The following is an 11,636-nucleotide window of genomic DNA, read 5'->3' on the forward strand; positions in this document are numbered from 1 at the left end:
ACCAACTGAGCTAAGGGGGAAGCGTCTTGCCTTTCAACGGGGCGAAATATTAATGACCGCATAGCAAAGTGTCAACATATAAAAGATCATAAATTCAAAAAAGAGGTCTATTCGTTGTTTTTATGTGCAATCTGCGCGTTTTATAACACTATTTAAGTAAAGCGTAGTGATATTGTTTTACAAAAACAGCGTAATATTTGAATCAAGTAAGGATCTTTATCCAATAAAAGTTGCCATAAAATTTTAAAAAGTAGCTTTTAGTAACAAAAAACTGGTCTATTTCCTTTATTTTTAAAAAGACTTTATAAACGTATTTAAAATAAATACCTCACTTTTACTTTGTATCGTTAAAGTTTGTTGAACTAAATCTAAATGAAAGACGTAATAGATAGTTTCTATGTTGATTAAAATAAAATGTTTGTAGAGTTATGTGGGTTTTGTATAAAAACAGAGCAATCAAAGGGTTGGCTATTTATTCAACATAAATATGGTTTTGCATTAAATAAACAAATAATCTCGTTTTAATGAGTTACAAAACCATTTTGCGCTGTTTCCATATTGATAACGTAAAAAAACCACAACACTGTTAAATTTGCACCGGGTTGTAGCCCTTTATAAACGCGGGGTTGAATGAGTTATCCACGGTTTCTGTGGATAACTCTGTTTATTAAACTTTAAGAACATCAGCACCCCCAGCACTGTAGGGCGCTACAACGATTTCAAGTATTAAAAAGCTTTTTTTTTATATATTAAAAAACAAAGGCTTATGATTCAGCTTAGATAGCCACCTAAACGATAAATAAAATTTTTCGTGACGATAAAGCATCATCGCTAACTGTGTAATAAAGCAACAAAATCTAAAAAGTAAATGTTGCAAAAGTTACATAAATGTATTTAATTTGATTTTTAATGTGTTTGTGCAAAATTTATTTACAACAGCGTAAAAGTAATAGTTTGTAGATTAAAGGCTGATTTAGTTGTTTAGATTTAATAAAGCATGGCTTGAACTCTCCGGATGCTTTAAAATATGCCGTTCAGTAAAAGAGGCTTATTTATTTTATGCGCGCACATTCTCAATCACATACTCGCCCTGATTTACTCACTGCTCCAATCTTGCCTACGTTAAAGAAAATGACCGTTCCAATGATCTTTGGGATGATTACCCTGATGATGTTCAACATAGTTGATACTTTTTTTATTAGTTTATTGGGTACAGAGCCGCTTGCTGCAGTTAGTTTTACATTTCCTGTTACTTTTACCGTGATTAGTTTAGCAATTGGTTTAGGTATAGGGACTTCTGCGGTTATTGCAAAAGCATTAGGCAGTAACAATTTAGAAGAAGCGCGTTTTGATGCCAGTGTTTCGTTGTTGGTAGCGGTAATATTAGTATTAATTTTATCTGCTAGTGGCTATTTATTGATTGATCCCATATTTACGTTGCTTGGGGCAGGGGAGCAAGTACTCCCGCTAATTCATCAGTATATTAGTATTTGGTTTTTGGGCAGTGTGTTTTTAATTACCCCAATGATTGGTAATTCTGTACTGCGTGCGAGCGGTGATACTAAAACACCGAGTATTATTATGGGGGGGGCTGGACTTATAAATGCCGTACTCGATCCTATGCTGATTTTTGGCTTTGGTCCCATTCCCGCATTAGGCATTAAAGGCGCTGCTATTGCCAGTGTTATAGCTTGGGCAGTTGGAGTGGCGATTATTTTATACATATTAATTGCTAAAAAGCAGTTGCTTAGTTTAAAAGCGGGCAAACAAACTGTTATTGGTGCAATTCGTAAAATTTTAAAAATTGGTTTACCGGCAGCGGGTGCTAACATGCTCACCCCAGTTGCTATGGCGGTAATGACTGCATTGGTTGCTCATCATGGTCCCGAAGCCGTGGCTGCTTTTGGGGTAGGGAGTCGAATAGAGTCAATAGCGAGTTTAGTGGTATTAGCCTTGTCGATGACCTTGCCACCTTTTATTAGCCAAAACTTTGGAGCGAGTCATTTTTCTCGCGTAAAAGATGCCTACCTAGGTACGCTCAAGTTTGTAATGTTATGGCAGTTCATTATCTATATTATTTTAATTATTTTTTCAGGCGTCATTAGTGAAATATTTGGTAAAGAGCAAGCGGTTGTTGATGTCATCAAGCTGTTTATTTATACCATTCCTTTAAGTTATGGCTTGCAAGGAGTGATCATTTTATCAAACTCCTCGTTTAACGCTTTACACAAACCCATGAACGCCTTAGTTTTAAGCGTTATTCGATTGTTTGTTTTTTATATTCCCTTTGCGTATATCGGGAACGAACTTGCAGGCTTAATCGGCTTGTTTATTGGCGCGGCCATTGGTAATTTATTTACAGCACTTGTAGCCTACAAGTGGTTTATGAAAGAAATTGAAGCGTTAAGCAGTCAAGCATTACAGGAGTGTAGTCATTGAGCGATCATTTTCAGCTAGTATCAAAATTTAAACCCGCAGGGGATCAGCCAACCGCTATTGCTCAGTTGTGTGAAGGCTTAGAAGCCGGACTGGCCCAGCAAACCTTATTAGGCGCAACGGGAACCGGTAAAACGTTCACTATGGCTAACATTATTAGTGATTTAAACCGGCCAACTATTATTATGGCGCATAATAAAACCTTAGCGGCTCAATTGTATGGCGAAATGAAAGAATTTTTTCCACACAATGCGGTTGAATACTTTGTATCTTACTACGATTACTACCAACCTGAAGCCTATGTGGTAGCCAGCGACACCTTTATCGAAAAAGACGCATCTATTAATGAGCATATAGAGCAAATGCGACTCAGCGCCACCAAGGCGCTTTTAGAGCGACGCGATACCATCATCGTTGCGTCAGTATCGGCAATTTATGGTTTGGGCGATCCTGACTCATACATGAAAATGATGCTGCTTTTAAAAGTGGGTGAAAAGGTCGACCAACGTGACATGCTGCGCCGTCTTGCAGAGCTACAATATACGCGAAACGATATTGATTTTAGTCGCGGTACATACCGCGTTCGTGGTGAAGTAGTTGATATATTTCCAGCTGAATCAGACACCTATGCAGTGCGTGTAGAAATGTTTGATGACGAAGTTGAACGCTTAAGTATTTTTGACCCATTAACCGGTGCGGTAGAAAAACACATAGTACGTGCCACTATTTATCCTAAAACTCACTATGTAACGCCACGAGAAAAAATTCTCGAAGCCATAGAAAAAATTAAAGCCGAACTCAAAGAGCGCAGAGCACAATTGCTTAGCGCAAATAAGTTAGTAGAAGAGCAACGCATAGCTCAGCGTACCCAATACGATATAGAGATGATGACCGAGCTTGGTTATTGCTCTGGTATTGAAAACTACAGCCGTTATTTATCGGGGCGTACGCCTGGCGATCCACCGCCAACATTACTGGACTATTTACCCGACGATGCATTAATGATTATTGATGAATCGCACGTAACCGTATCGCAAATCGGTGCCATGTATAAAGGCGATAGAAGCCGTAAAGAAAACCTCGTTGAATATGGTTTTAGAATGCCCTCAGCTATGGATAACAGGCCACTGCGTTTTGAAGAGTTTGAGGCCATTGCACCACAAACCATTTATGTATCGGCCACCCCAGGCGACTTTGAATTAGAGCGCAGCAACGGCGAAGTTGCAGAGCAGGTTATTCGTCCAACCGGCTTACTTGACCCTGTTATTGAAGTGCGCCCGGTAGGCGATCAAGTTGATGATTTACTCTCAGAAATTTACAAATGTGTTGAAGCAAAAGAGCGAGTGCTGGTAACCACGCTTACCAAACGTATGGCTGAGGATTTGACCGACTACCTGAGTGAGCACAATGTAAAAGTACGTTATTTACACTCTGACATTGATACCGTAGAGCGGGTAGAAATTATTCGTGATTTACGTGCCGGTGTATTTGATGTGTTAGTAGGCATTAACTTACTACGTGAAGGCTTAGATATGCCAGAAGTTGCACTAGTGGCTATTTTAGATGCCGATAAAGAAGGCTTTTTACGTTCAGCACGCTCACTTATTCAAACAATAGGCCGTGCGGCGCGTCACCTTGATGGTCGCGCTATTTTATACGGTGACAGAGTGACTAAATCGATGGCCAAAGCCATTGAAGAAACAGACCGACGCCGAGAAATACAACACGCTTATAATGTTAAGCACGGTATTGAGCCCAGTGCCTTGGTTAAAAAGATACTTGATGTAATGGATGTAGGTGAAGATGCCTCACCGCAAGACAATCTACAGCTTATTCGTAAAGACTCTAAAAAAATCCTCAGTGCTAAAGAAATTGCAACGCAAATTAAGCAGTTAGAAACCAAAATGCATGCGTATGCCAGTGATTTAGAATTTGAAAAAGCCGCCTCAGTGCGCGACGAAATACATGAACTACAACAACAGTTGATTAATTAAATGACAACCGATTTTACTCCCCTTATAAATGCTTTGGCAGACACGCCTTTTTCCGATAATGAGCTTTGCCGCGTTTTTCATGGGCGTGGCCACAGTGTGGAAGCGCTTAGTCATATTAACTTAGACTTTTACCCACCAAGTTTGTTTTTGGTGTCATACAGTGAAATTGACGAGGAAACACTCGCTGCACTCACCGATACGTTATGGCAATGGGCACAACAACATCATCCAGAGTTAATTACTGCATTGGTGTATCAGCAGCGAGCTGGGCTGCAAAGCCATAACACCCTTGTTCACGGTCAACTGCCAGTTCGTCATAGCGTAGCCGAAAATGGGGTGCGTTTTTTGGTTGATTTAATGAGTAAGCAAAACACCGGTATTTTTCCTGATATGCGAAAAGGCCGTGAGTTTGTCATGCAAAATAGTAAGCACGCCAAAGTACTTAATTTGTTTTCTTATACCTGTGGTTTTTCGGTTGCGGCTATGCACGGCGGTGCAGATCATGTGATGAACATGGATATGAGCAAAGGTGTGTTAAAAGTGGGTAAGCAAAACCACCAACTCAATAATGTCGATCGTGGGGTCAGTTTTTTACCGCACGATATTTTAAAGTCGTTTGGTAAGCTAAAAAAAGCCGCACCGTTTGATTTAATTATTGTTGATCCGCCCAGTTTTCAAAAAGGCAGTTTTATTTTAACCAAAGACTATCAAAAAGTGCTGCGCAGACTTCCTGATCTTTTAAACGATACTACACAGTTATTGCTATGCGCTAATAGCCCAGAGCTTACAGAAAACGATTTTAAAGCACTTATTGAAGAGCATACTCAAGGTGCTATTGAGTTTGTTAAACGCCTAGAACCTACCGATCGCTTTATTGAAATTGATAGCGATAAAAGCTTAAAAGCATTGGTGTACAAAACAAAAACATAGTGAGTTAAATGAAACTGAGTAAACGTTTAAACGCCATCAATTCGTTAATTACACAGTCTTACGATATTGTTTGGGATTGTTGTTGCGATCATGGCTTTTTAGGTATGGCATTACTTGAGCGCGGCATAGCCAAACAAATAAACTTTGTTGACATTATTCCAGAGTTAATGGAAGCGCTTGAGCAGTCGCTACAACAATTTGAGCAAGGAAAGTCTTTGCCTTCATGGCAAGTGCGCTGCGAAGATGTTGCGCAAATTAAACTGCCAACAGGTGCTAAGCAAGTAATCGTTATTGCGGGAGTGGGGGGCGATTTATGCTTAAAGCTCATTGAGCAAATTATTGCTAATAATCCGCACAGCCTTAAACAACTAAGTTTTATTATTTGCCCTATTATGCACCTCTATAAAGTACGTGCGGGTTTAAAAGCGTGTAATTTGCAGCTCGATAGCGAGCAAATTATTGTTGAAAACAAGCGTTTTTACGAAGTGCTACAAGTCAGTTTTAATGCCACCGGCACTATTACTAAAACGGGGGCTCATATGTGGGATACACATAACCCTCAACATCATCAATATCAGCAACAATTGCTTGACCATTATACTCGAATGCTCAATAAAGATAGAGTTTACTATCAAAAAGTTATAACAGAGTATCAACGCGTATTTGAACGCTAAATACTGCCAAAAAGTGTGATCGCTTTTTATGATTAACTACGTAAAGTGCTTCATAGTTAATATCTTGCCGCTAGGCAGATTTATTTGGTTTATATATGTCAGATAACAACACAAAAATTGAGTCATTATTAGATGATGGGCAAAAATGGCAACACAGTTACGAGCAACCTATTTCGTATGCGCCCCTAGTACAACTGGCTAATAAAAATTGGATTGTTCCGCAGCATTTTTTGCGTTACAAGCATACGCTGGCCAGTGTTAATGAAGTGCTTAACGACATTAGTTTTTCCAACCACTTTAGTGTGTTAGCAGCTGAAAAAAACAGTGATGTTTATTTGCAAGTAGCAGTACTTAGCCCAGACAATTATCGCGCTGATAATAAAGCAAAAAAACTATTGTTTGGTCGCCGTTGGCCAGTAGAACAGAACCTGCCTACCTCGGAGCTTATTCAAACTGCATTTTTAGCGTTAAAAGTGGCGCGTGAGCATGAGGTAAGAGAGCTTTTTCAGCTGCAACACCAAGGCGCAACCAGTACGCCATTTAATAATCATCATGACTTACCCGTTATGGCACAAAATCCCGAGCTTGTTAAAAGTACATCGTTTAAAAATATTTCATTGAACGAGCTGATAGATCGCCTTGTGTTTGCGGATAACCAAATAGAGCTAATTAACTGCCAAGCTATAATCACCGGTGAGCAGGTGTATACGGTTAAACTTCATTGCGATAGTTGCCAGCTGAGTGAGTTTAATAACAAAACTTTGTCATTTTTAGCACCGGATACAACAACAAATAGCTTTTTACATAGTTTTATTGCCGCATTGGTTGCTATAAGTAATGATTATGTGAGCGAGCATTTTAAATACCAAGGTTTTGCACGTTTTAGTAAGCATATACAGGCGGAGCAAATAGGCGAGTTAAGTGTTTCTATGCGTTCGCCAAGTTCAGTTAGTTTGTGCTCAATGGGTAAACAAGAGGCGAATCAGTTAAATTTTGAGATAGACAGTGGCCGAGCGCCACAAGGGTGTGGTCAAGCAATTGGTGGTTTTTTAGCTGCCCATGGCATTGAGCAGCCTGAAAACGCACATTTATACCCAAATTACTTGTAACGTATAAATTAAAGTTTGTTTATTTCTTGTTTTACGTTGTAGCTTGAGTCGGTAACAATGGCTTCAAGTGTTTGTACTCGTTGTTTAAGTTCACTCACTTGAGCGGTTACCTCAGCTAGTTGTTTGTGTGCGTCTTGATTGTTGTCCTGTACTTTATGTTTAAATTCAAGGTGCTTTTTATACATATCGTAAATAACTCCCGAACCTACAGAAATAAGTACAATGAGAACTATCATTGTTGTGCCAGACATAATTACTTCCTTTAACTTTTCTTTAAGCTTAAATTATAACCATAATTAAGCGCTCATAAAGCTAATTAATTGTAACTTTATTTGTATTTATAAATATTCGATAAGTCATTGTTATTATTTGTGACGCCACCATATAATAATTATGAATTTTTTAATCGATACAAGGAGTAGGTATGTTAAATAATAAAATTCCACCGGTTGTGGTTGTGGTGTTTTTTGCTGCTGTAATGGCACTGATTGCACATTATACCGTGATTGATTTTAGCGCATTTATTACTTATCTCTCGCTAGCACTTGTCGCTACTGGGTGTATATTTTGTATTGCTGGGGTCGTGAGTTTTCGGTTTGCTAAAACAACAGTACTACCTAACAAACCAGAACAAGCGTCTAGTTTAGTTACCTCAGGTGTTTATAAATTCTCTCGTAATCCGATGTATTTAGGTTTTGCGTTTATATTAGCAGGCTGGGGCGTGTGGCTGGGTTCAATGTGGGCTTTTTTAGGTGTAGCAGGGTTTATTGCTTACATTACCTTATTTCAAATAATCCCAGAGGAACGGGCGCTCCACAAATTATTTGGTGAGCAATTTGACGATTATAAATCACGAGTAAAACGCTGGCTTTAACGTTTTATCGCAACAAAAAAGGCTACCCTTGGTAGCCTTTTAGTGTATTAACGTTGAACTTTACTCATATTCAAGCGGGTCTGTCACGTTGTTAAGCTCAAAGGCCTCTAAACGTTCTTGGCAGGCACCACATTTACCACACGCTTTGTCACGACCATTATAACAGGTCCATGTTTGGCTGTAGTCTAAACCCATTTTAATACCATCGGTTAAAATATCGATTTTAGTATTGTTTAAATACGGGCTAAAAATTTCTACTGCATCGTAATTTGCAATACGACATACATCATCCATCTTTTTAACAAACTCAGGACGACAGTCAGGGTAAATTGCATGATCGCCTGAATGCGCGCCATAATATACTTTGCTCGCTTTAAGCGACACTGCATAACCTACCGCTAAGGAAAGTAAAATCATATTGCGGTTAGGCACAATGGTGCTTTTCATGCTTTCTTCTTCGTAATGGCCTTCTGGCACATCAATATCGTCTGTTAACGACGAACCACCAATAAGCTGATTAATTGCTGATATATCAACAATTTTGTGCGGGACATTTAGCTTTTCACATACGTTGGCGGCAACTTTAAGTTCTTTAACATGACGCTGACCATAATCAAACGAGAGGGCATAAACATCATGGCCTTGCTGTAAGGCTTTATTTAATACAGTAAATGAGTCCATACCGCCGGAATAAATAACAACTACTTTTTGCGTCATACGTGGTTTGCTCTTTAGTTTTGATAGAGGTTTATATCAGGGCGCGATATACTACACGGCCAAGGCATAAATGACAATTTTTGCACCGTGCTTTGCGATTTTTAATAGTAACAATTTTGCCGTCAGGTTGTAAGTGAGATTTCTTTTGTACAAAATTAATGAAGTGTTTGAAACCATTCAAGGTGAAGCGAGCTTTACCGGTACGCCGTCTATATTTTTACGCCTGCAAGGTTGTCCTGTGGGATGTTCGTGGTGTGACACTAAACAAACTTGGGATGTTGATAACGTATATAAAGTATCACTAGATGACACGGTAGAAAAAAAAGCCGACTCTGATCATTGGGCTGAGGCCAGTGCCGCGCAGGTCCTAGAGTTATTTAAATCCCGTGGCTATACCGCCAAGCATGTTGTGATCACCGGTGGTGAACCTTGTATGTACGATTTAAATCCAGTGTGTAATTTATTGCATGATCATGGCTTTAGCACGCAGATAGAAACCAGTGGCACCTTTGAAATTCTCGCCCCTGCCCAAACGTGGGTTACGGTATCGCCAAAAATTAATATGCGTGGTGGTTACAAAGTATTGAGCAGTGCTATGCAACGCGCCGATGAAATTAAACACCCGGTTGCTATGCAAAAGCACGTAGAAGAACTGGAAGAGTTATTTGTCGCCACGGGTGTTAACCCAAAACTGGTATATTTACAGCCAATCAGCCAAAAAACGTCGGCAACTAAATTAGCCATTGATACTTGTATCGCCAAAAACTGGCGCTTATCAATTCAAGTACATAAGTATTTGGGTATTAGTTAAAGAGAAAGCGCAGTTATAAGTGCTTAGCTATAAGCGATCAGCTGCTCAGCGTTGAGTTATATTACGTAGGTTGGGTGAGTAAACCCCAACCTAACTCAACAAATTTAAACTCATAAAGCCAAGCAGGCTTTAAATATAATTTTCATCAATAAACTGGCACCACTGCTGAGTATTTAATTCTGGTACGTTTGGCTTATCTCTAATACCGAGTTTAAACATGATTACAGAGCGCCATTCTAAAGAGCCAATGTCTGGCCCATGTCCATAACCGTCACCGGTATTTATTTGCTGTTCAACATGATTAAACCATGCTTCAGAGCACGGAGAGTATTTTCTATCTTTTTGCGCAACACTACTGCATCCAGCAATAATGAGTAATAAAGGGGCCATTAATAGTCTCATATTTTACCTATGTGTTTATTTTGCTAATCGCTGCTGTGTTAAGTTTAAACGCTTATGTGAGCTGTATACTTGCAACCTTTCATCGTCCGTAATTAAAGATGCATCCATTTCTACAGATATTAACGCAGATATGGGGAAAATCTCTAAAACACCAAGATCAGCAAGTTTAGCTGAAAGAAGTGCCGTTTTGCCGTTAGCAATAAAGGTAGAGTCTTGATCACGGTAATCGCCATCTACATATAGTTTTGCACCATTAAACCATGAGTTAACAATTTTAATTTTATGACCCTTAACCGTGAATTCGAACTCTTTTCTCATTTTAAAACTCCGTTATGGTTGTTATGTTTTTTCTTTAAAATCAACAGGTAATTCAATTTCAATGCCGCAACCTTTTCCGTAGCTAAAAATAAATGTATACTTTTCACCATTAATAGGTTTAGCAATAAACCAAGCTTTTGTCTTTCCTTCTTCTTTGACCACAGTTGTTGGTAAGGCAAATAGTGGGTCATCTTGCTCACCTACTACAACCCAAACAAAATTAAACATCTCTTCTTTAATTTTCTCTGGTAAATATACTGTAATGAAAAATGAGTTATTATTTTGCTGTACACTTATATTAAATAAATGATTGTATTTTAAGTTCCATGCTGCAACTTGATCATCAGTTTGAATGCATGACGCAGCAGAAGAGCCAAATCCAAACAAATATAATAAAAATAAACATCGCATTATCGATTTACCTAAAACCAATAGTTATTTCTCCTAATTAGTTGCTTGTTAGGTGCATTATGATTCCATTTCAGCTTCTGACTTAATAAGCTCCGAGATCTCAGATAAATCGAATTCATCGTGAGGTATAATTTCAATTTTATCAGTAAACTTTGATGACATGGATTTAAGATTTTTGGCTAAGAAATGATCCCACTCATATAAGAGTTCGAGGATGTCTGCCTTTACAAAATGATCTTCACCATTTGTATTTGACGAATAGCCTTCAACAGAACCATTTAATAGTGCATGTCGGTCGAGAATATAAGAACGTCTATCAGAGCTATATCCTGTGTTTACGGTGTGTGAAGCGTAATACGTCCTAAATAGAAAGATTGGTAAATGGTCCGCTTCACTCTTTGAAAATGGTATTTTCAATTTAGAAGATAGTGTTATTAAAGCTTGTAGTTGAAGATAACAGGCATTGAATATTCCGTACATGCGTAAGTATGCTTCACCAAATTTCTCGTTTCTCGATTCATGTATATTGATTCCATGATTGTAGAAGTCACCCTTAGCTAGTTGAGTATCTTCGAGCAGATACAAAGAATCTATTACAAATCCATAGTCACGGATATTGTCTAATTCGAGTATTGAAATAATTTGAGAATTAAAATCATCAGAGATGTTTATTGAGCATAAGCTTAAAACTTCTCGCATTATTTTAATGCGTAAATCAATTAAATTAATATTGCTCATTCGCTTGATATTTACTCCTTGCACCTTACTATTGTATAGTGCGCGCGTCGCGCAGGTTTCTACTATGTCACTCTCATTTATCTAATTTATATAGTTTTAACAAATTACCTAAGATATTACTATCACTAAGTTTTCTATGACTTTTAAGCAAAGCTAATACTAAAAAACGTTGTTATTGAGCAGCGCTTTTGTTTTTATTTTGTTGAACCTTGAACCTTGAAC

The 11,636-nt window shown here is 38.4% G+C and carries 13 protein-coding genes; 7 read left to right on the forward strand and 6 right to left on the reverse strand.

Going from position 1 to position 11,636, the window contains the following annotated elements; genetic code table 11:
- Positions 1–1,059: 1,059 nt before the first annotated feature.
- The 5 genes from CWB75_RS18560 to CWB75_RS18580 all read left to right on the forward strand — a co-directional run bounded on the left by CWB75_RS18560 (position 1,060) and on the right by CWB75_RS18580 (position 7,143).
- Entirely contained in the window at positions 1,060–2,439 is a 1,380-nt protein-coding gene (locus CWB75_RS18560; protein ID WP_055013372.1) for an MATE family efflux transporter, read from the forward strand.
- Positions 2,436–4,430 carry an excinuclease ABC subunit UvrB gene (gene uvrB, locus CWB75_RS18565; protein WP_138571410.1) on the forward strand — a complete coding sequence of 665 codons (1,995 nt, stop codon included), beginning with the start codon at positions 2,436–2,438 and terminating at the stop codon, positions 4,428–4,430. Before CWB75_RS18560 ends, uvrB begins: the two co-directional genes overlap by 4 nt.
- Positions 4,431–5,360, forward strand: a complete 930-nt coding sequence (locus tag CWB75_RS18570; protein WP_138571411.1) for a class I SAM-dependent methyltransferase — start codon at positions 4,431–4,433, stop codon at positions 5,358–5,360.
- A gap of 8 nt (positions 5,361–5,368) precedes the next feature.
- The gene (locus CWB75_RS18575) at positions 5,369–6,034 is read left to right on the forward strand and encodes a tRNA (adenine(22)-N(1))-methyltransferase TrmK (protein ID WP_138571412.1); all 666 of its coding nucleotides are present in this window, start codon (positions 5,369–5,371) and stop codon (positions 6,032–6,034) included.
- A gap of 95 nt (positions 6,035–6,129) precedes the next feature.
- The gene (locus CWB75_RS18580) at positions 6,130–7,143 is read left to right on the forward strand and encodes a hypothetical protein (RefSeq protein ID WP_138571413.1); all 1,014 of its coding nucleotides are present in this window, start codon (positions 6,130–6,132) and stop codon (positions 7,141–7,143) included.
- Between the two features lie 8 nt (positions 7,144–7,151).
- Here the strand turns inward: CWB75_RS18580 and CWB75_RS18585 are convergent, their stop codons facing one another.
- Positions 7,152–7,394: a hypothetical protein gene (locus tag CWB75_RS18585; RefSeq protein WP_010388451.1), complete on the reverse strand. Its 243-nt coding sequence runs from the start codon at positions 7,392–7,394 to the stop codon at positions 7,152–7,154.
- A 173-nt stretch (positions 7,395–7,567) separates the two neighbouring features.
- On the opposite strand from CWB75_RS18585, the gene CWB75_RS18590 reads away from it, so the two are divergent.
- A complete protein-coding gene (locus CWB75_RS18590; RefSeq protein WP_010388452.1) occupies positions 7,568–8,017 on the forward strand; it encodes a methyltransferase family protein in 450 nt (149 codons plus the stop codon).
- 60 nt (positions 8,018–8,077) lie between these two features.
- On the opposite strand, the gene queC is transcribed toward CWB75_RS18590, so the two are convergent.
- On the reverse strand, positions 8,078–8,734 hold the full coding sequence (queC, locus tag CWB75_RS18595) for a 7-cyano-7-deazaguanine synthase QueC (protein WP_008110177.1): 657 nt from the start codon (positions 8,732–8,734) through the stop codon (positions 8,078–8,080).
- Between the two features lie 145 nt (positions 8,735–8,879).
- Here queC and queE point away from each other — a divergent pair, with 145 nt between their 5' ends.
- Entirely contained in the window at positions 8,880–9,545 is a 666-nt protein-coding gene (gene queE, locus CWB75_RS18600) for a 7-carboxy-7-deazaguanine synthase QueE (protein WP_055013381.1), read from the forward strand.
- 129 nt (positions 9,546–9,674) lie between these two features.
- Here the strand turns inward: queE and CWB75_RS18605 are convergent, their stop codons facing one another.
- From CWB75_RS18605 to CWB75_RS18620, 4 genes are read right to left on the reverse strand one after another with little or no spacing between them, the layout of a single operon-like run.
- Positions 9,675–9,947, reverse strand: coding sequence for a hypothetical protein (locus tag CWB75_RS18605; protein ID WP_055013377.1), 273 nt, complete (start codon positions 9,945–9,947; stop codon positions 9,675–9,677).
- 15 nt (positions 9,948–9,962) lie between these two features.
- Positions 9,963–10,265, reverse strand: a complete 303-nt coding sequence (locus CWB75_RS18610) for a hypothetical protein (protein WP_138571414.1) — start codon at positions 10,263–10,265, stop codon at positions 9,963–9,965.
- A gap of 21 nt (positions 10,266–10,286) precedes the next feature.
- The gene (locus CWB75_RS18615) at positions 10,287–10,697 is read right to left on the reverse strand and encodes a hypothetical protein (RefSeq protein ID WP_249362346.1); all 411 of its coding nucleotides are present in this window, start codon (positions 10,695–10,697) and stop codon (positions 10,287–10,289) included.
- A gap of 36 nt (positions 10,698–10,733) precedes the next feature.
- Entirely contained in the window at positions 10,734–11,414 is a 681-nt protein-coding gene (locus CWB75_RS18620) for a hypothetical protein (RefSeq protein WP_138571415.1), read from the reverse strand.
- Between the last annotated feature and the right edge of the window lie 222 nt (positions 11,415–11,636).

This window comes from Pseudoalteromonas sp. S1608 (assembly GCF_005887265.1).
GTDB classification, from domain to species: domain Bacteria; phylum Pseudomonadota; class Gammaproteobacteria; order Enterobacterales; family Alteromonadaceae; genus Pseudoalteromonas; species Pseudoalteromonas undina.

Bases quoted from the DNA above. Each gene is read 5' to 3' on its own strand.
- CWB75_RS18585 (WP_010388451.1), bottom strand. From the start codon at position 7,394: ATGTCTGGCACAACAATGATAGTTCTCATTGTACTTATTTCTGTAGGT.
- CWB75_RS18610 (WP_138571414.1), bottom strand. From the start codon at position 10,265: ATGAGAAAAGAGTTCGAATTCACGGTTAAGGGTCATAAAATTAAAATT.
- CWB75_RS18575 (WP_138571412.1), top strand. From the start codon at position 5,369: ATGAAACTGAGTAAACGTTTAAACGCCATCAATTCGTTAATTACACAG.
- CWB75_RS18570 (WP_138571411.1), top strand. From the start codon at position 4,431: ATGACAACCGATTTTACTCCCCTTATAAATGCTTTGGCAGACACGCCT.
- queC (WP_008110177.1), bottom strand. From the start codon at position 8,734: ATGACGCAAAAAGTAGTTGTTATTTATTCCGGCGGTATGGACTCATTT.
- CWB75_RS18605 (WP_055013377.1), bottom strand. From the start codon at position 9,947: ATGAGACTATTAATGGCCCCTTTATTACTCATTATTGCTGGATGCAGT.
- CWB75_RS18590 (WP_010388452.1), top strand. From the start codon at position 7,568: ATGTTAAATAATAAAATTCCACCGGTTGTGGTTGTGGTGTTTTTTGCT.
- CWB75_RS18620 (WP_138571415.1), bottom strand. From the start codon at position 11,414: ATGAGCAATATTAATTTAATTGATTTACGCATTAAAATAATGCGAGAA.
- CWB75_RS18560 (WP_055013372.1), top strand. From the start codon at position 1,060: ATGCGCGCACATTCTCAATCACATACTCGCCCTGATTTACTCACTGCT.
- CWB75_RS18580 (WP_138571413.1), top strand. From the start codon at position 6,130: ATGTCAGATAACAACACAAAAATTGAGTCATTATTAGATGATGGGCAA.